General features: G+C 72.1%; 19 protein-coding genes and 1 pseudogene. 11 read left to right on the forward strand and 9 right to left on the reverse strand.

Annotated features, from left to right (window positions below; all coding sequences use genetic code 11):
• Positions 1–4 precede the first annotated feature (4 nt).
• Positions 5–1,300, reverse strand: a complete 1,296-nt coding sequence (locus B0675_RS20890) for an ATP-grasp domain-containing protein (RefSeq protein WP_081220329.1) — start codon at positions 1,298–1,300, stop codon at positions 5–7.
• Between the two features lie 272 nt (positions 1,301–1,572).
• On the opposite strand from B0675_RS20890, the gene B0675_RS20895 reads away from it, so the two are divergent.
• The 5 genes and pseudogenes from B0675_RS20895 to B0675_RS42025 all read left to right on the forward strand — a co-directional run bounded on the left by B0675_RS20895 (position 1,573) and on the right by B0675_RS42025 (position 5,308).
• Positions 1,573–2,481 carry a metallophosphoesterase gene (locus B0675_RS20895; protein WP_241539827.1) on the forward strand — a complete coding sequence of 303 codons (909 nt, stop codon included), beginning with the start codon at positions 1,573–1,575 and terminating at the stop codon, positions 2,479–2,481.
• Positions 2,429–3,139 (forward strand): 4'-phosphopantetheinyl transferase superfamily protein, encoded by a 711-nt coding sequence (locus tag B0675_RS20900; protein ID WP_081220331.1) that lies wholly within the window; start codon positions 2,429–2,431, stop codon positions 3,137–3,139. Before B0675_RS20895 ends, B0675_RS20900 begins: the two co-directional genes overlap by 53 nt.
• Before the next feature lie 10 nt (positions 3,140–3,149).
• Positions 3,150–3,365, forward strand: a pseudogene (locus tag B0675_RS42020) (GNAT family N-acetyltransferase); the annotation flags it as partial.
• A 156-nt stretch (positions 3,366–3,521) separates the two neighbouring features.
• Positions 3,522–4,109: a YciI family protein gene (locus B0675_RS20910; protein ID WP_081220333.1), complete on the forward strand. Its 588-nt coding sequence runs from the start codon at positions 3,522–3,524 to the stop codon at positions 4,107–4,109.
• A 170-nt stretch (positions 4,110–4,279) separates the two neighbouring features.
• Positions 4,280–5,308 carry a hypothetical protein gene (locus tag B0675_RS42025; RefSeq protein WP_179165333.1) on the forward strand — a complete coding sequence of 343 codons (1,029 nt, stop codon included), beginning with the start codon at positions 4,280–4,282 and terminating at the stop codon, positions 5,306–5,308.
• Positions 5,309–5,430: 122 nt separating this feature from the next.
• Here B0675_RS42025 and B0675_RS20920 read toward each other — a convergent pair whose 3' ends face one another.
• Positions 5,431–5,667: a hypothetical protein gene (locus B0675_RS20920; protein ID WP_081220334.1), complete on the reverse strand. Its 237-nt coding sequence runs from the start codon at positions 5,665–5,667 to the stop codon at positions 5,431–5,433.
• 261 nt (positions 5,668–5,928) lie between these two features.
• Between B0675_RS20920 and B0675_RS20925 the strand changes: the two genes are divergently transcribed.
• Positions 5,929–6,972 carry an alpha/beta hydrolase gene (locus B0675_RS20925; RefSeq protein WP_081220335.1) on the forward strand — a complete coding sequence of 348 codons (1,044 nt, stop codon included), beginning with the start codon at positions 5,929–5,931 and terminating at the stop codon, positions 6,970–6,972.
• 43 nt (positions 6,973–7,015) lie between these two features.
• Here the strand turns inward: B0675_RS20925 and B0675_RS20930 are convergent, their stop codons facing one another.
• From B0675_RS20930 to B0675_RS20940, 3 genes are read right to left on the reverse strand one after another with little or no spacing between them, the layout of a single operon-like run.
• Positions 7,016–8,305, reverse strand: coding sequence for an MAB_1171c family putative transporter (locus B0675_RS20930; RefSeq protein ID WP_241539828.1), 1,290 nt, complete (start codon positions 8,303–8,305; stop codon positions 7,016–7,018).
• Between the two features lie 13 nt (positions 8,306–8,318).
• Positions 8,319–8,849 carry a toxin-antitoxin system, toxin component gene (locus B0675_RS20935; RefSeq protein ID WP_081221919.1) on the reverse strand — a complete coding sequence of 177 codons (531 nt, stop codon included), beginning with the start codon at positions 8,847–8,849 and terminating at the stop codon, positions 8,319–8,321.
• A gap of 32 nt (positions 8,850–8,881) precedes the next feature.
• Entirely contained in the window at positions 8,882–9,538 is a 657-nt protein-coding gene (locus tag B0675_RS20940) for a helix-turn-helix transcriptional regulator (RefSeq protein ID WP_081220336.1), read from the reverse strand.
• Between the two features lie 269 nt (positions 9,539–9,807).
• On the opposite strand from B0675_RS20940, the gene B0675_RS20945 reads away from it, so the two are divergent.
• On the forward strand, positions 9,808–10,467 hold the full coding sequence (locus B0675_RS20945; protein WP_081220337.1) for a hypothetical protein: 660 nt from the start codon (positions 9,808–9,810) through the stop codon (positions 10,465–10,467).
• 39 nt (positions 10,468–10,506) lie between these two features.
• Here the strand turns inward: B0675_RS20945 and B0675_RS20950 are convergent, their stop codons facing one another.
• The gene (locus tag B0675_RS20950; RefSeq protein WP_081220338.1) at positions 10,507–11,286 is read right to left on the reverse strand and encodes a cache domain-containing protein; all 780 of its coding nucleotides are present in this window, start codon (positions 11,284–11,286) and stop codon (positions 10,507–10,509) included.
• Positions 11,243–12,061, reverse strand: a complete 819-nt coding sequence (locus tag B0675_RS20955) for a GntR family transcriptional regulator (protein WP_081221920.1) — start codon at positions 12,059–12,061, stop codon at positions 11,243–11,245. Before B0675_RS20955 ends, B0675_RS20950 begins: the two co-directional genes overlap by 44 nt.
• 121 nt (positions 12,062–12,182) lie before the next feature.
• Here B0675_RS20955 and B0675_RS20960 point away from each other — a divergent pair, with 121 nt between their 5' ends.
• From B0675_RS20960 to B0675_RS20975, 4 genes are read left to right on the forward strand one after another with little or no spacing between them, the layout of a single operon-like run.
• The gene (locus B0675_RS20960; RefSeq protein WP_081220339.1) at positions 12,183–13,220 is read left to right on the forward strand and encodes an ABC transporter ATP-binding protein; all 1,038 of its coding nucleotides are present in this window, start codon (positions 12,183–12,185) and stop codon (positions 13,218–13,220) included.
• 36 nt (positions 13,221–13,256) lie between these two features.
• The gene (locus B0675_RS20965) at positions 13,257–14,453 is read left to right on the forward strand and encodes an ABC transporter substrate-binding protein (protein WP_081220340.1); all 1,197 of its coding nucleotides are present in this window, start codon (positions 13,257–13,259) and stop codon (positions 14,451–14,453) included.
• Between the two features lie 6 nt (positions 14,454–14,459).
• Entirely contained in the window at positions 14,460–15,350 is an 891-nt protein-coding gene (locus B0675_RS20970; RefSeq protein ID WP_081220341.1) for an ABC transporter permease, read from the forward strand.
• 10 nt (positions 15,351–15,360) lie between these two features.
• Positions 15,361–16,176: an ABC transporter permease gene (locus B0675_RS20975; protein ID WP_081220342.1), complete on the forward strand. Its 816-nt coding sequence runs from the start codon at positions 15,361–15,363 to the stop codon at positions 16,174–16,176.
• A 34-nt stretch (positions 16,177–16,210) separates the two neighbouring features.
• On the opposite strand, the gene B0675_RS20980 is transcribed toward B0675_RS20975, so the two are convergent.
• The gene (locus tag B0675_RS20980; protein ID WP_143661078.1) at positions 16,211–16,828 is read right to left on the reverse strand and encodes a hypothetical protein; all 618 of its coding nucleotides are present in this window, start codon (positions 16,826–16,828) and stop codon (positions 16,211–16,213) included.
• 187 nt (positions 16,829–17,015) lie between these two features.
• Positions 17,016–18,425, reverse strand: a complete 1,410-nt coding sequence (locus B0675_RS20985; RefSeq protein ID WP_241539830.1) for an aminopeptidase P family protein — start codon at positions 18,423–18,425, stop codon at positions 17,016–17,018.
• Between the last annotated feature and the right edge of the window lie 111 nt (positions 18,426–18,536).

Genomic DNA, 18,536 nt, shown 5'->3' on the forward strand with positions numbered 1-18,536 from the left:
GCGTTCACCGGCGCCGTACCGGGGTGTGCCAGGTGTCGTCGGGCAGGCCCGGCGTCGCGGACAGGACCTGGGCCGGCGCCGCGGCGGCGCTTCCCACCGGGGCAGCGGTCGCCGACGCCGAGACGTTCGCCTGGCCCGCCGGCGCGGACGCCGTGGATCCCGTCGCGTTCGCGGCGACCGCCCCGTGCGGGCCGGACGGGGAGTCCGTGGGCTGGGCCGGCACCGCCGGGAGCATGGGCACCGCCGCGTCCCCCGCCGTCCGCTGCTGCGGCAGCGACACCGGACGCACCGGACGCGGACCCGACACCACCGTGTAGTCCTGCGCGAGGAACGGCGGGACGATCTCGCCCGTCTCCTCGCCCAACGCCAACTGCACAGCCGCCCAAGGGGCGTTCACCCCGCACTGCGCGAGCTGGTGCAGCCCGCCCGCCGGACGGGTGTTGACGTCCATCAGGACCGGCTGGTCGCCGTACATGCGGAACTGGATGTTCGACAGGTGCTTCAGACCGAACGCCTCCGCGAGCAGCGTCGCCGGCTCGATCCAGGAGGGGTGCAGGGTGAAGCCGCGACGGCGTCCGTTCTTGGTGCGCCCGATCGCCATGCGCACCCGGCCGTCGGGCCCGGTCAGACAGTCCACCGACACCTCGGGCTGCCCCAGGTGCGGCATCACCAGCCAGTCGACCGGCTCCTCGGCCGCGCGCAGCGCCTCCACGACCAGGTCGAGAGGGACGTACGCGCTGGGGAAGCCGTTCAGATGCGTGAGGGAGAACGGCGTGCGGGTGATGACCCGGAAGCCCACCCCGCCCGCTCCGGCGGCCGGCTTGAAGCAGGCCCGCTGACCCGCCGCCTCCAGCGGCTCGACCGCGGCGACCAGCTCCTCCTCCGTGCGTACCCGCCACCACGGAGGCACCGGCACCCCCACGGACTCGACCGCCTGGTACGCGGTGGCCTTGTCGTGGAAGACCGCGACGGCCTCCGCGGGCGGCGCCAGCAGCGCCGTGCCCACGGCGGCGAACTCCGCGCGCTGCGCCACGATCGCCGCCTGGTGCAGGACCGGCACGAACACGTCGATCGAGCGCCGGGCGCACACGTCGAGCGCGTACTCGACATAGGCGCGCGGCGACAGCCCGTCCGGCTCCAGCTCGGCGGTGTCCGCCGCGGCCAGGACGGGGGAGTCGGCGTCGCCGTGGGTGGCATGGACCTCGACCGCACGATGCTGCGGATTACTGCGCAGCTGATCGATGAAGAACACGTTCTCCGCGTACGTGCGGTTGAGCCAGACGCGTACGCGAGAGCCCATGCAAGCCACCTTTACGGTTTCCGGGCACGGCGGAGCAGGCCGAGCCCGGCCAGGGGTAGGGGAGGTACACCCGGCCGCCATCGGCCAAGGCCGGTTCGAGACGGTGGTGTTGGGGCGATCATAGGGGGCGCGGAACCCCTTCGCTGCTACAGGGATGTTACGGATTCACCGATCGTCCGGCCGGCCTGCCGAAGCGGCGCCTCCTTGTCCCCCGGCGGCCGTGTGTGTTCTTGTGTTGCCGTCCGATGTCCACGGTTCTTCGGGGGTGCCGCGTGCGGCCGATCGACGGCGGTGACGGGAACCTGCTCGCCATCAGTGACCTGCACATCGGCTATCCCGAGAACCGCTCCATAGTCGAACGGATGCACCCGGAGACGGACCGCGACTGGCTCCTGGTGGCCGGGGACATCGGCGAGATCGTCGACGACATCCGCTGGACCCTGGAGACCCTCGCCGGCCGCTTCCGCAAGGTCGTCTGGGTCCCCGGCAACCACGAGCTGTGGACCCACCCGAAGGACTCCGTCCAGCTGCGGGGCGTCGCCCGGTACGACCACCTCGTCGGTCTGTGCCGGGAGATGGGCGTCGCGACCCCCGAGGACCCCTACCCCGTCTGGGAAGGTCCCGGCGGCCCGGCCGTCGTCGCCCCGCTCTTCCTGCTCTACGACTACTCGTTCCTGCCGGCGGGCTGCGCCGACAAGGACCAGGGCCTGGCCTACGCCCACGAGACCGGGGTCGTCTGCACCGACGAGTACCTGCTCCACCCCGACCCCTACCCGAGCCGTGAGGCCTGGTGCCGGGCCCGCGTCGCGGAGACCGAACGCCGGCTCGCCGAACTCCCCGACGACCTGCCGGTCGTGCCCGTCAACCACTATCCGCTGGACTGCCATCCGACGGACATCCTGCGCTACCCCGAGTTCGCCATGTGGTGCGGCACCACCGCCACCGCCGACTGGCACCGCCGGTTCCGCGTCGAGACGATGGTCTACGGACATCTGCACATCCCGCGGACCACCTGGCACGAGGGTGTGCGCTTCGAAGAGGTCTCGGTGGGTTACCCGCGAGAATGGCGCAGGCGCCCGGGACAGCCGGGCACGCTGCGCCGCATTCTGCCGATGGAGGTCAAAGCCGGTGATGGAGGAGCTGCTCCCGGAGTCGGTGGTGGCCGTGGAGAGCCACGGTGACGACGGGACCGAGGCCGCACCGCTGTACCCCGAGGAGCAGGCGCTCCTGACCCGCGCCGTGGCGAAACGGCGACGCGAGTTCGCGACCGTGCGTCTCTGCGCACGGCGGGCCATGGAGAAGCTGGGCATCCCGCCGGCCCCCGTGCTGCCCGGCGAGCGCGGCGCACCGCAGTGGCCGGCCGGACTGGTCGGCAGCATGACCCACTGCGACGGCTTCAGCGCCGCCGCCCTCGCCCGCGCCGCGGACCTCGCCTCACTCGGCATCGACGCCGAGCCCCACCAGAGCCTGCCGGCCGGTGTCCTCGACACCATCGCCCTGCCCGCCGAGTCGGCCGGCCTCGCCCGCCTCCGGGCCCGGACTCCCGCCGTGCACTGGGACCGCCTCCTCTTCAGCGCCAAGGAGTCGGTCTACAAGGCGTGGTTCCCCCTCACCGGCGAGTGGCTGGACTTCTCCGAGGCGGACATCGACATCTCCGTCGCACCGACCCCGCCCGGCGCCACCCCGTCGGCCGCCCTCAGCGGCCGCTTCCGCGCCCGACTCCTGGTCCCCGGGCCGGTGGTGGACGGACGACCCGTCGCCTCCTTCGACGGGCGCTGGACGGTGAAGGGCGGCCTGTTGGCCACAGCGGTGACGGTCCCGCGCACTCCCGCACGCTGAAGGCCCCGTCGCCGGCCTCCGCGGCGGCACGACCGTCCCGCGATGCAGAGGCCGGGGACTCTACCGCGCCCTCACCGCGGCCCGGGCCCGCCTGGCCGTGGCCCGAGGCGCCGAACACCTCCATGTCGACGCGTCCCGGGCCAGCGCACCGACCCTGCGCCGCCTCGGCTTCCACCCGGCGACCACGGCAACGCCGTACACGTGGACACCTCCGCGGGAGCGCTGAACGGAGCGAGCAGAGCGCGCGCCTTCACTTTCCTGCTCCCTGCTCCCCACCCGTTCCGGTCGTCTCACGGTGGGGTCCGGGGGCCGTCGGTGTCGCGGGTGCGCCGGCTTCTCCATGGCCGGGGCGGACGGCTGTCCGGTGGTACAGAGTGGGGGTATGGAGTTCTTCTGCTATCACCGTGACCGGGCCGAATCGCTCGCGCTGCGTGACGAGTTGCTGGAGGACCACTGGTCCTACATGGACGGGTACGCGAAGGAGATGATCGCCCGCGGGCCGACCCTCACCGGCCCCGGTGACGACGACGCTCCCACCGGCAGCGTGCACATCGTCGACCTGCCGGACGTCCCGGCCGCCCGCGCGTTCGCGTTCGACGAGCCCGGCTATCAGGCGGGTGTGTACCGGGACGTGATGCTGCGCCGCTGGCGGAACCTGCTGGGGCGCACCATGTGGGACTTCCCCGGCGGGCGGACCGGCGGCACACGCTACCTGGTCCTCGGCCTCGGCGAGCGGCGGGATATCGACGCCTCCGGCCTCCCCGACCCGGTGCCTGCCACCGAGCGCGCCGAGTTGATCGCGTACGGGCCCCTGTTGTCCGACGACGGGCGCACCTGGCTCGGTACGGCCGCGTTGGTGCGCGCGTCGGATCCGGACGCGGCGCGTGCCGTGCTCGACGCAGACCCCCGCGCCGCTGACCGTTACGCCGACATCGAGGTCCACCTGTGGCAGTTCGGCGGCCGGCCGTGAGACGAGACGGGCCGTGGGACGCGACGGGCCACGAGGTGGGCCGCGGCCGGATCCGGGCGGCAACTCCGCCGAGTCCGCCCGTCCGTGGCCGCCCACGCCCCGACGCCGGTCACCGGTCGTCCTGAAGCCACCCCCTCCGCCCACCGATCCCGCGTGAAAGAGGCAGCCCCGTGGACGCCCTGTCCGTAACCCTGGTCTCCGCGGTGACCTCGGGCGCCATCTCCCTGACGCTCGCGTGGGTGTCCGGTCGGCAACAGCGCCGTGACAGCGAGCGGGTCCAGCGGGAGACCCGGACCATGGCCTACCTCAACCCCCTCCGGTGGCACACCGCCGAGGTCCACCACCGGCTCTCCCTCTACGCCACCTCCGTGGAACGCGAAGGCTGTTACCCGCCCGCGCAGGTCCTCACCGACCCGCGGGAGATGGAGGGCAAGGGCGCCGACTGGTTCGCCGGGAAGGGCGTCGTCCTCGGGTCCAGCGTGTGGATGACCGCCTGCCTGTTCGCACAGATGACCCGAACCCGCCACGACCTGCCGTTCCTGCGCCTGGCCGGGAACGACGACACGCGGCTGCCCGGCCTGTTGCAGAAGGTGCACGCGGCCTTCGCCGCCTGCGAGATCTATTACGCGACCCAGTCCAGCATCGGCACCGACGTCCTCCTCGAACCCGAGGGACGGCTGCGCAGCTACCGGGAGTTCTGCGACCTCCTGGCGGAGCCCGACCGCAGGGTGTGGGCCGATCCCGTCATCTGGTTCCTGATCGCCGTCGCGCACGGTGAACGGCGCCCCGCGCTCCAGCGGGCCCTGGACGCGCTCTCCGAACTGTCCGCGTTCCTCGACGGCAGCCTCGCCGGGGGAGCGTCGCTCCGGGCTCGACACGGCGCCGAGATCCACCGGCCTCGCGGCCGTTCGCCTGTCACAGGCACAGGCACAGGCACAGGCACAGGCACAGGCGCAGGCACAGGGGCTGGGGCGGGCTCAGGACCAGACGCGGCCGTGGGCCGTGGTCGGGTGCCGAGTCCGTCTCCGCACCCCATCCCGGCCCCTGGTCCCGACCCCAGCCTCGACCCCAGCCCCGACCCGGTTCTTCGCCCCGATCCCGCGCCTCGCCCCGACCCTGTGCCTCGCCCTACTCCTGACCCCGGCCCCCGGCCCGAGCCCGAGCCCGAGCCCGAACCCGGTCCCGGCCCCGGACTCTGACGAGGACCCGGGTACACAGCCCACCCGCACCCGTCCCTCCGTCGCCCGGCCCGGACCCCCGTCCCCGCTCCGGGGACCGGACCCACCCCCCGATCGGCCCCCGCCCCGCACCAGTTCACGTCTCACGACCAGCCCGGCTCCGGGCACCACGCCTGGAGCAGCCGGAAGAACTCCTCCTCGTTGCCCGCGAGTCCGGCCGCCGCCAGTGCCCGCTCCGCCTCGGCGAGGACGGCCGGCGGCACCATGGGTGGTCGGCCCCCGTCGGGCGGGCCGTCGAACGCTGCTCGAACCGTCTGGAGGAGACGGAGATAGGCCTGCACGGCGGCGCGTTCGTGTTCGGTCAGTACGGCGGTCGGCATCGGACGGCTCTCCCGGTCGGCTTGTCGTGACACTGCTCCTGGACCCAGCTTGCCGTCCGCCACTGACAATCCGGTCCCGGTCCGTGCGGGTTCGCCCGCTTAGCGGAGGCGAAACCTCACGGAAATCCCTGGTGAAACAGGGGCCCTACGCTGAGGAGGAAAGCTGGGGGCCGCCCACCGGACGGCCCCGGAGCCGTCGTCGCGACGGCTCGTGGACTGCGTCGGCCGCCCAGCGGTCGCCCGGAACGGGGAGGCCGACCCATGGACGACTCACCGCCCCCGCATCAGCGCCGCACCCCGCGGCTGCGCTCCGTGCACGACGCGGAACTGCGCCTGCGCCACCGTGTCGTGCACGGCTACCGGCGCGCGTACCGGATGGCCGGCGAGGGCCCGGCGCTCGTCCTGATCCACGGCATCGGCGACTCCTCCGCGACCTGGGCCGACCTGATCCCCGACCTCGCCCGCAGCCACACGGTGATCGCACCCGATCTGCTCGGCCACGGCGATTCCGACAAGCCGCGTGCCGACTACTCGGTGGCCGCCTACGCCAACGGGGTCCGTGACCTGCTGACGACCCTCGACATCGAGTCCGCCACGCTGGTCGGGCACTCGCTGGGCGGGGGAGTGGCGATGCAGTTCGCGTACCAGTTCCCGGAACGCACCGAACGGCTGATCCTCGTGAGCGCGGGCGGTGTGGGCGGCGAGGTGAATCCCGTCCTGCGCGCCGTCTCCCTGCCCGGCGCCCATCTCGTCCTCTCCTCCCTGCAACTGCCCGGCATGCGGCTCCAAGTGGGGCTCTTCCTGCGGCTGATGCGGCTGCTCGACACCGATCTGGGGCAGGACGCACCGGAGTTGCTGAACCTGGTGGACGCGTTGCCCGACACCACGTCCCGCAGTGCGTTCATCCGGACGCTGCGGGCCGTCGTCGACTGGCGCGGCCAGGCGGTCACCATGCTCGACCGCTGCTACCTCACCGAGGGCATGCCCACCATGCTCCTGTGGGGCGACCGGGACAGCGTGGTGCCGGTGCGGCACGCCTACGGAGCCCACGAGGCCATGCCCGGCAGCCGGCTGGAGATCTTCGAGGGCGCCGGCCACTTTCCGTTCCACAGCGACCCGGCCCGTTTCCTCGCCCTGGTCGAGGAGTTCACGACCGGTACGCGGCCGGCCGACTGGAGCCGCGAGCACTGGCGCGAGTTGCTGCGCGCGGGACGCCCCGGTACGGCGGCGGGTCAGCCGGACAGTGCCAGGAACCGTGCGCTGGAGCGGGATCTGCGCGAGGCGAGCGAACGCAGCGCCACCTGAGCGGGGTCGGGGTCAGTCACCCCGCGCCTGATCAGGGTCGGGGTCAGTCGCTCCGGCCCTGGTCGGCCCCCGCGGGCTCGGCCGTGCCGGGCTCGGCCGTCCCGGCGGACTCGGTGGTGGAGCCTGCGGCCCGGGAGCCGGCGTGTCCGGCCCGTCGGCGGGACGCCGCCACGACGGCCGACTCGCGCAGCGCGATCGACATACGGACGAGATCACGCGGACCGTCGCCGTGCACGGAGGAGGGGCCCGCGGTGCCCGGCGGGGTGGCCGCGTCGGCCGAGGTGATGACCCGGCCGTCGGGGTCGGCGGCCCTCGCCCGCACCGCGTCCGTCACCATCGCGGCGTCGGCCTCGGCCTGCGCGTCGCCGGGGGAGGAGCCGGCGGCGACGGCGGCGGCGTAGGCCCGGGAGCGCAGCGCGGAGTCGAAGTACGGATACAGGCTGAGCATGCCGTCGTGGATGTCGGACTCGCGCTGCGTGACCTGGAGTTCGGCGGGCGACCACCAGGAGATGCGCACGGCGCGGTCCTCCGCAGCGGCGACCGGACGCAGCTCCCGCCACAGCGGCCCGAGCCTGCGGTAGGTGGACCAGGTGTTCCAGCTGTCCCCGATGCGCTGGCAGGCCAGCGGTACACAGAAGCCGACCGCCGTGAGCTGGGCGCCGGCCGACGCCAGTACGGGTGCCACATTGGTGCTCAGTCCGTCCAGGTCGCCGCCGTTCCAGCGGGCCACCACGGCGGCGAACTTGGCGACCGAGTAGGGGATGTTGAACAGGGAGCCGAGCGCGATGATCACCAGTCCGGCGCGCAGCCGGCCGCGGACCTGCGCAGCCCAGCGCCAGCACATGACGTTCATCGCGATTCCCGCGACGGAGAGCGAGACGAGGTAGAGCACGATCATCTCGCGGATGAACGGGGTGTTGGCGTAGTAGGTGTCGAGGTCCCGCAGCCGTTCGACGGGCGTCTCCCCGAGGGCGAACAGCGCGATCAGGGCCACGCCGACCACCGTGTAGCCGAGGATCCAGCGGCGGGCGAGACGGCGGGTCACCTCGGGCGGTCCGCCGCGCCAGTTGATGATCAGCACCAGACAGGAGGCGCTGAAAGCGCTCAACAGGCAGTAGACCAGGGGCCCGGAGATGTTCGGTATCCCGGTGACGTCGTTGACGGCGGCGATGGTCGGCGGGGCCGCGAAGAGGAAGACCAGACCCGCGAGAGCCAGCAGGACACCCACGGAGCGCAGCAGCGGGTCGCGCCAGCCGCGCAGCAGCGCGGGCCCCTTGAAGGCGAGGGCGGCGCCCATGGCGACGGCAGGGATGTAGTAGCTGGATCCGTCCATGGTCGCGGGACCTTCAGCCCCGCGGCCCGCGATAGCCGAGGGACGCCTCGATGCGGCCGGCCAGACCGTCGCGCTGCACCGGGCCGCGCAGTGACGAACCGGCCAGCCAGGTGCGGCACTTGCTGGCGAGCAGCAGACCGAAGCTCTCGGCCTCCTTCTCGTCGGCGAGGTCGAAGCGGGTGCGGGCGGCCACCTTGAGGACGGTCGCCCCGAGGTCGGCGCCGTCGTCCAGTAAGCGCGCCGCGACGGCGGCGCCCGCGACGTGGTGACCGCAGTGCCCGGCCTTCATGTGCCACAGCTCGTGGCCCAGGATGACCAACTGGTGGTCCGGAGCGGTGCGTTCCTCGATGACGACGAGGTCCTGTTCGGCCATGTCGAGCCACAGACCGCTGGCGGTGCCGGGCGGGAAGGGGGCCGTACGGAACTGGACGGGACGGCCGCGGCGTCTGCTCATGGCGTCGCACAGCGCCGCGTACAGATCGGCGGGCGCCGCCGGTGCCGGGAGCGACAGCTCCGCGACCAGCTCGCCGCACAGGCGCCGCATGTCCCTTCCGATGCCCACAGTTCTCCCCCGGCTCACGACTCTGGCCGCTTGACGCTCTCCAGGAGCATGTCCAGCCACTCGGCGACCTTGTCCCGGTGCTGGTCGGTGGGCAACTGCGCGGCCCGCCAGGCGATTCCGCGGACCCCGTGGTCGAGGAGCAGCCGGTCCAGCGGGTCGTCGGCGACGGTGGCCGCCGCCCGTTCCCGGTCGGCGAGTCGTTGCAGGAGTTCCTGTTCGGAGCGCTGGAGGGCGCCCACGAGCGCCTCGGAGTCCTCCGCGGTCAGGAATCCGGCGTGCACGCGGAAGAAGCGCTGGATGGCGTCGCAGTGCTCCATCGTGGGGCGCCGGTCGCCGTTGATGAGGGCGCCCGCCTGCTGGCGCGACATGCCGGCGCCGTCCGCGATCTCCTGCTGGGTGTAGCGCCGCCCGTTGGGCTTGAGCCGGGTGCGGCGCAGCAGGTCGAGCCGTTGCAGGAAGCGGGCCTGCAGGTCGGGTTCGCCGGCGGGACGTCCGCCGAGCAGGGTCTTGACCACGGGCTCGGGGACACCGGATTCGGCCGACAGCCGCCGGACGTCGAAGACCTCGGCGTGCTGGACGCCGAGCCGGTCGGCGAGTGTGGTGACCCGGGCCACGACGGCCTGCAGCAGAACCGTCGCCGTGGCGCCCGGAACCTCGAAGCCATCCGTCACCGACAGATCTCCTACGTCTCTCTCAGGTCGCTCTCACGAAGGTCGGGAGCCATCCGGACGCGAGGGCCAGGACGCGTCCCGGCGCGAAGACCGGGGACCATGCGGAGCGTAGCCCCTTGCTCGAACTCACATCCAGGTCTCGCCACAACTGTGGCGAGATTCAGCCGTCAACAAGCGCCAAATGCCACGATAGTTGACACGCCTGTGCCCTGGGCAGCAGGATCGGTCCGCCGCGTGAAGGCCGCAGAGGCAAGAGGGGTGACCTCCCGATGGCGTACCAGGCAGGAAGGCAGCGGTCCCAGCCGCGACCTGTCCCCGACAGTCTCGAAGCTCAGGCGTACCTCCAGGACTACGCGAGCCTGATCGAGGCCGTGCCGTTCCCCTCCGTCGTGTTCGACCACCGCTGGGACGTCGTGCTCTCCAACGCCGGGTTCGAGACACTTTTCAGCGGTGTCGGAGCGCATCCGACCGCCATGCCGGGCGACAACTTCCTGCGTTTCGTCCTGTTCCACCCCGACGCGGCCACGGTCCTCGGCGAGCACGAGTCGAGCTGGTGCCTGCCCATGCTCGCGCACTTCGCGGCGGCCGTCGAGCGGCACGGACAGGACCGCGGACTTCTGTCGATCCGCCGGGACATCGCCCAGGACCCGATCATGGACGCGGCCTATCGACACGGTCTGCCGCACTGGATCCGCGCCGTCGGCCCGGGCGCGGTGCGGCACGACGGCGCGGTGCGCCCGGTCGTGCACCCGGACCCGCGCTGGGGCAGCACCGACTGCCGCATCGTCGACGACACCCCCAAAACCCTGCAGGACATGGGCTATACGCGGATGACGCTGGTCCTGCGCGAGGCGGTCCGTCCGGCGCCGGGCGGCCCCGGCACGGCGCGCACCACCCGCAACGGCGCAGCGAAACTGCGCGCGGTCTGAGCCCTCGGGCCCGATCCGCGTGGCGAACCCGCCGCCGCTTCAGCCGGCCGGCGTCACCAGGACGAGCGGCACGCCGTCGCACGGCACGAGCCGCATCCGCTCGAAGCGGGTGCTCCGGGCCGCCGTCAGCACGGACCCGAAGTCCGGTCCCCTGGTGAGTGATCCGGCCAGATGGTCCGGGTCGGCGGAGGCGGCCACCCGGCCCCGCGCGTTGACCAGATGGGAGGCTCCGGGCAGCCGCTGGAGGAGCGGTACGACCGCGCCCTCGAAGTGCCGCAGATACACGTCGGCCGCCGCCACCCCGACGAACCGGCCCTCGACATGGACGGGGGCGGACAGCGTCAGGCTGTACTCGTCGGAACAGAGGTAGTCGACATAGGGCCCGGCGACCGCGCGCCGCCCGGTGTCCCGCGGGAGCGCGAACCAGTCCCAGTGCGTGTAGTCGGAGTACGCGGAGTGGTCCGGGTCGAGATCGAGCAGCAGCGGCCGTACGTTCCCGTCGGCGCCCTGCTGCCACCACTCCAGCCATGCCGGTACGTCGCCGAGCAGGCCCGGCGCTGCCACGAAGCCGACGCCCGACACCAACTCCTGCCGTAGGAGCAGCAGATGGAGGCCCGGACGCAGCGCGGCGAGGTCCACCGTGGCGGGGCGTCGGTCCTGTGCGGCCACCCGGGTCAGCAGGGCGGCCGTCTCGTCCCGGGTCTCGGCGACCGCGGCGAACACGGTCTCCAGCGTGGAACGGACCTGGGCGGCCACGGCCGCCTCGGCACCGCCGTCAAGCGTCGCGGTCGCGCCGACCGGGCCGGGGCTCCTGCTCATGGGCGCCCTCCAGCGGACGGGAACCGGACGCGGTGCGGGGCATCGCGAGACGCAGGCCGATGAGCCGCGCCGTCGAGTCCTGCACGCACCGCTCGGCCAGCGCTCTGGCCGAATCGTGGGCCCCATCTTGCACCGCCGAGATTACGGAGCGGTGACGGTCTGCGACTTCTTCACGATATTCGTCGTCCCCGAGCACCAGGCACATCAGCGCCCCCACCTCGGTCTGCAGCGCGACCTGTTCACGGGTCAGCCTCGCGGACTGCGCCGCCGCCGCGAGTTCGACGTGGAAACGGCCGTAGACGCGGCTGCGGGCGGCGGCGTCCTCGGCCGACGCCAGTTCGTCCAGGGTGCGCCGCAGCGCCCGCAGGTCGTCCGGTTCGGTGCGCTGCGCCGCGAGCCGGGCGGCGGCACCGGAGACGGCCGCCCAGTGGTCGCCGAGGTCGCGCAGTTCCTCCGTGCTCCAGCCGGCCAGCCGGACCCGCAGCCGGTCCTCGCCCGGCACCTCGGGCAGGGAGACGAAACTGCCGCCACCGCGTCCGCGCCGCGTGGTGACGAGCCCCTGCTGCCGGAGGGCCATGAGGGCCTCGCGCAGGGTGACCGTGGACACGCCGAGCTGCCCGGCCAGCTCCATCTCGCCGGGCAGCTGCTCGCCGTCGGCGAGCAGCCCGAGCTCGATGGCGTCGCCGATCCGGTGCACCACCGTCTCGACGCGGGCGCGGTTGTCCACGGGAGTGAAGACGGCTCTGCGGACGCCGTCGTCCCTGTGTTGCTTCACGGCCACCACCTTGTGCGTTGACTCAACCTTTACTCTAAAGGGGTCTTGAGATTTGAACTATGGCTTCATATCTTTCCGGTCAGTGTTGCAACGCGCCACCGCACCAGAAAGGTTCCCGCCCATGGAGGCACAGGCGATCCGGCTCCAGGGCCTGCGCAAGGAGTTCGGCGGTGCGACCGCCGTGGCCGGAGTCGATCTGGAGATAGCCGACGGCGAGTTCTTCTCGATGCTCGGCCCCTCCGGCTCCGGCAAGACGACCGTGCTGCGGATGATCGCCGGGTTCGAGCGTCCGACCGCCGGCCGGATCGAGCTGGCCGGGCAGGAGGTCACCGGCCTCGCGCCCTTCGAACGGGACGTCCACACCGTCTTCCAGGACTACGCCCTCTTCCCGCACATGACGGTGGAGCAGAACGTCGCCTACGGCCTGAAGGTCCGCAAGGTGCCCAAGGCCGAGCGGCTGGTGCGGGCCCGCAAGGCGCTCGCCGACGTCCGCCTCGAAGGGTTCGGCCGGCGCCGCCCGGGCCGGCTCTCCGGTGGCCAGCGCCAGCGCGTCGCCCTCGCCAGGGCCCTCGTCGGCCGCCCCGGCGTCCTGCTGCTCGACGAACCGCTCGGCGCCCTCGACCTCAAGCTGCGCGAGCAGATGCAGGTCGAACTCAAGGCGATCCAGCGCGAGGTCGGCATCACCTTCGTGTTCGTCACCCACGACCAGGAGGAGGCCCTGACGATGAGCGACCGCATCGCCGTCTTCCACCAGGGCCGCATCGAACAGGTCGGCACCCCGGCCGAGATCTACGAACGCCCCGCCACCCCGTTCGTCGCGGGCTTCGTCGGCACCTCCAACCTGCTGGAGGGCCAGTCCGCACAGCGGATCGTCGGTTTCCCGGGCACCTACAGCATCCGCCCCGAGAAGATCCGCGTCCTGAAGGAGTCCGCGGAGGCCGACGAACCGGAGCACTCCGGCACCACCGGCACCGTCGCCGAGGTCGTCTACCTGGGCGACTCCACCCGCTTCCTGGTGGACCTCGACGCCGGCGGCCGCCTCACCGCGCTCCAGCAGAACCTGGACACCTCCTCCGAGGACGTCGCCGCCCTGCGCGGCACCCGGGTCCGCCTCCGGTGGCACCACCGCCACGCGGTCCGGGTCCCCGACCCCAGCTGACCCCCCGCCCAGACCCCGTCACCCAGGGAGCACGTCGTGCGCCTCACCCGAACCCTCCAGGCCGCCGCCGCCGTCGCGGTGCTCCTCGCGGCCACCGCCTGCGGATCCTCCGACTCCGGCTCCTCCTCGGCCGGCGGCCTCAACCCGCCCGACCTCAAGGCCCCGACGAAACTCGGCGCGACCGAGGGGCAGGTCAACCTCATCGCCTGGGCCGGCTACGTCGAGGACGGCTCCAACGACCCGAAGATCGACTGGGTCGGCGACTTCGAGAAGCAGACCGGCTGCCAGGTCAACTCCAAGGTGGCCGCCAGCTCCGACGAGATGGTCAAGCTGATGAAGACCGGCCAGTACGACGCGGTCTCCGCCTCCGGGGACGCCTCCCTGCGCCTCATCGCCTCGGGCGACGCGGCCCCCGTCAACACCGCCCTCGTACCGAACTACAAGGACGTCTTCAGCGGCCTGAAGAAGGGCGCCTGGAACTCCGTCGACGGCCGGATGTACGGCATCCCGCACGGCCGGGGCGCCAACCTCCTCATGTACAACACCCAGAAGGTCACGCCCGCCCCCACCTCCTGGTCCGCGGTCTTCGACGACGCCTCCGCGTACAAGGGCCACGTCACCGCGTACGACTCACCCATCTACATAGCCGACGCGGCGCTCTATCTGAAGTCCGCCAGGCCCGAGTTGAAGATCAAGGACCCCTACGCGCTCGACCAGAAGCAGTTCGACGCGGCGGTCGCCCTGCTGAAGAAGCAGAGCGCGAACGTGGGGGAGTACTGGAGCGACTACCTGAAGGAGATCTCCGCGTTCAAGAGCGGCGACTCCGTCATCGGCACCAGCTGGCAGGTCATCGCCAACCTCACCGCCGACGAGGGCGCCAAGGTGAAGGCGTTCGTCCCCGAGGAGGGCTCCACCGGCTGGTCCGACACCTGGATGGTCTCCGCCAAGGCCAAGCACCCCAACTGCGCGTACAAGTGGATGGACTGGATCATCTCCCCGAAGGTGAACGCCCAGGTCGCCGAGTACTTCGGTGAGGCCCCCGCCAACTCCAAGGCCTGCGCGGACACCAGTGACACCTCCTTCTGCGACACCTTCCACGCCGCCGACGAGAGCTACTGGAAGAACATCGCCTTCTGGAACACGCCCATCGAGCAGTGCCTGGACGGCCGCACGGACGTCCGGTGCGTCCCGTACGCCAAGTGGGTCCAGGCCTGGACCGAGATCAAGGGCTGACGAGCGATGACCTCCACCCTGCCGGCCGCCGGACGCTCCCCCGTCCGGCGGCTCGCCGGGACCCTGCACCGGCACTCCCGGCTGCGGCTGTCCCTGCTCCTGACCGCGCCGCTGCTGTGGCTCGCGGTGCTCTATCTCGGTTCGCTGGCCGTGCTGTTCGTCTCCGCGTTCTGGACGACCGACTCCTTCACCTCGGAGGTCGTCAAGGTCTGGTCGACGGACAACTTCCGTGAACTGTTCACCACGCCCGTCTTCCGCCAGGTCGTCCTGCGCAGCATCGGCGTCGCCCTCGCGGTCACCGCGCTGTGTGCCGTGATCGCCTTCCCCGTCGCCTTCTACACCGCCCGCGTCGCCCGGCCCCGGTGGCGCCCCCTGCTCGTCGTCGCCATCCTCACCCCGCTGTGGGCGAGTTACCTCGTCAAGGTCTACGCCTGGCGGCTGATCCTCTCCCAAGGGGGCCTCGCCGACTGGCTGTTGCGGCCCTTCGGGCTCAGCGGCCCCGGCTTCGGCCTGACCGCGGCGATCATCGCGCTGACCTACCTCTGGCTGCCGTACATGATCCTTCCGATCCACACGGCACTGGAGCAACTGCCCGCCGACCTCCTGGACGCGTCGGCCGATCTGGGCGCCGGGGCGGGCCGCACCTTCCGCTCCGTCGTGCTGCCGATGGTCCTGCCGTCCGTGGCCGCCGGCTCGGTCTTCACCTTCTCGCTCAGTCTCGGCGACTACATCACCGTGCAGATCGTCGGCGGCAGGACCCAGCTCATCGGCAACGTCGTCTACTCCAACATCGAACTGAACCTGCCCATGGCCGCCGCGCTCGGCACGGTCCCCGTCGTGGTCATCGTGGTGTACCTCCTCGCGATGCGCCGTACGGGCGCCCTGAGCAGTCTCTGAGGAGCCCGCTGTGCATCTCTCCCGTCCCGCGCGCATCGCCCTGCGCGTCGCCGCCGGGCTCGGCTTCGCGGTCGTCTACGTGCCGCTCGCGCTGGTCCTGGTCAACTCCTTCAACCCGGACCGCAGCGCGAGCTGGCCGCCGTCCGGTCTCACCGTCCACTGGTGGTCGGCGGCCTGGGACAACGCGGGCGCCCGCGACGCGCTGTGGGTCTCGGTCAAGGCGGGCCTCGGCGCCACGGCGATCGCCCTGGTACTGGGCACGCTGATCGCCTTCGCGGTCGCCCGCCACCGCTTCTTCGGCCGCGGCGCCGTCTCCTTCGTGGTCGTCCTGCCGATCGCGCTGCCCGGCATCGTCACGGGCATCGCCCTCAACTCGGCGTTCAGCACGGTGCTCGAACCGCTCGGCGTCGGACTCGGCATGTTCACCGTGATCGTCGGCCACGCCACGTTCTGCATCGTCGTCGTCTTCAACAACGTCGTCGCCCGTCTCCGCCGCACCTCCGGCAGCTACGAGGAGGCCGCGATGGACCTGGGAGCGGACACCTTCCGGGCCTTCGTCGACGTCACCTTCCCGCTGGTGCGCTCGGCGCTGCTGGCCGGCGGACTGCTGGCCTTCGCGCTGTCCTTCGACGAGATCGTCGTCACGACGTTCACGGCCGGTCCCGGCATCGAGACCCTGCCGATCTGGATCTTCAACAACATGACGCGACCCCAGCAGGCGCCGGTCGTGAACGTCGTCGCGGCCGTCCTCGTGCTGCTCTCCGTCGTCCCGATCTACGGGGCCCAGCGGCTCTCGGCGGACACCGCCACCGAGAGCAGGATCTGACCGGGCCCGCACCGCGGGCGGCCCCGTTCCCGGATCACCGAGGCTGCTGCCCCGGCAGGCCGGGGCCCGCCCCGTTCGACGCCGGGACGCCGGGACCGGCAGGACCCGGAGCGGGGCGATCCGGCCCCGTGGGCTCCGGGGCCGCGGCGAGGAGGTCCCGCATGTCACGCAACCGCCGCTGCCCCCGGCCGCCGCCGACGACGGCCCAGGTCAGGAAGACCACCGCCAGCAGCCCGAACCCGAGCGTCTGCCGCGGTCCCGCCGTCAGGGCCGTCAGCACCACCACACCCCCGAAGAGGAGGAAGAGGAACACCAGGGCCGCCCCACGGTGCCGGGTCCGGTGCAGCCGCCGGTCCACCAGGTCCCGCATGGCCTCCCGCCGCTCCGGATCGGCGGGCACCTCGCCCGCGCGCACCTGCCGTTCCAGGTCGGCGAGTCCCTCGGCCGAGCCACCCGCTGCCCGCTTCTCCCGGGAGCGGATCCGCAGGGCGAACCAGAGACCTCCCACGGACGTGATCACGACCCGGGCCAGCACGGCCGGGACCGAGCGCCCCGGATAGATCAGCAGCAGGACGGCCGTGGCCACCAGCCACGACAGGACGACCTGGAGCCACAGGTGCCGGGTCAGGACGTCGGAGAGCTTCCCCATCATCGGTCTCCCCTTCCGCGACGGGCTCCCTCGGATCCCGCCCGCTGCGCGCACCGTGTGTGCGCGGAGCCTTCCGACTACCCCTGAGAAGACCCCTCATGCGGGCGAAGTGACCTACGTCGGGGGCCCGTTGGGCTGCCCACGGGTGTCCGGCGGTGACCCGGACCGTGCACCCCGACGCTCGTCGCGGCTATCCCGCGTGCTCCCGCATCCACGCCTCGACCTCGTCCGCCGAGCGCGGCAGGGCGCCCGACAGGTTCTCGTAGCCGTCCGCCGTGACCAGGAGGTCGTCCTCGATCCGGACGCCGATGCCCCGCCACTCCTCGGGCACCGTCAGGTCGTCCGGCTGGAAGTACAGGCCCGGCTCCACGGTGAGGACCATGCCCGGCTCCAGGACACCGCCGACGTAGTCCTCGTTGCGGGCCTGCGCGCAGTCGTGCACGTCGAGTCCGAGCATGTGTCCCGTGCCCGCCATGGTGAAGCGACGCTGCAGACCGAGGTCGAACGCCCGTGACACCGGGCCCTCGACGAAACCCCAGGCCACCAGCCGCTCGGTCATCGACCACTGGGCGGCGTCATGGAAGGCGCGGTACGGGGCGCCGGGCTTCACCGCCGCCATGCCGGCCTCCTGCGCCTCGTACACCGCGTCGTAGATCTCCCGCTGCAGCGGTGTGAACGTGCCGCTGACCGGGAGGGTGCGGGTCACGTCGGCGGTGTACAGCGTGCGGGTCTCCACGCCCGCGTCGAGAAGCAGCAGTTCACCGGGGCGGACGGGGCCGTCGTTCTCCACCCAGTGCATGATCGTGGCGTGCTCGCCGGCCGCGCAGATCGAGCCGTAGCCGACGTCATTGCCCTCGACCCGGGCGCGCCGGAAGAACGTGCCCTCGATCCACCGCTCCGACGTGGCGACGGCCTGCGACAACTCCCGTACGACGTCGACGAATCCGCGCACGGTGGAGTCCACCGCCCGGCGCAGCTCGCCGATCTCCCACGCGTCCTTCACCAGCCGCAGCCCCGACAGCGCCTCCTCCAGCTCCGCGTCCCGCTCCTCGTCGGTGACGAGAGCCGCGTCGATCGCGGGGGCGTGCCCGCGTACGACACGGGTCGGGACGCCGGTGTCCGCCAGGTCCTGGGAGAGCGTGCGGATGTCCCGGCAGGGGAGCCCGAGCACCTGCTCCGACTCGGCCAGGGAGCGGCGCCTGCCCATCCACAGCTCGGCCGTCATGCCCGTCCAGAACTCGTCGCTGTCCCGGCTGTCACGGGGGAGCTGATAGCAGTGCGCGTCGTGGCCGCCGTCCGCCCGCGGCTCCAGCACCAGCGCCCCGTCACGGGCCTGATCGCCCGTCATGTGGACGTAGCCCGAGTACGCGCGGAACGGGTAGTGGGTGTCGTTCGACCTGTTCCGGAGGCCGCCGGACGGCACGACCAGCCGCTCGCCCGGGAACAGGGCGGACAGCGCGGCACGACGCCGGGCCGCGTGCGCCGCCTGCTCGCCCGGCGGCAGGTCGCCCCGCTCGGTGTCGGCCCAGCCCGTACGCATCAGGGCGGACAGCTCGTCGGAGATTCCACGGTAGAGACCGTTCTTCCGGGCCTTGGCCACGGCGGACACCTTCTTCTTCAGCTCGTCTCGGTCAGTTCGGGTCACGGCGGTCGGGGCGGCCCGGCTGTGCCGTGGGACGGCGGCCGGCAGGGCGCCCACCCGGCGTGTCCG

This window comes from Streptomyces sp. M41(2017), assembly GCF_002078175.1.
In the GTDB taxonomy this organism is placed as follows: domain Bacteria; phylum Actinomycetota; class Actinomycetes; order Streptomycetales; family Streptomycetaceae; genus Streptomyces.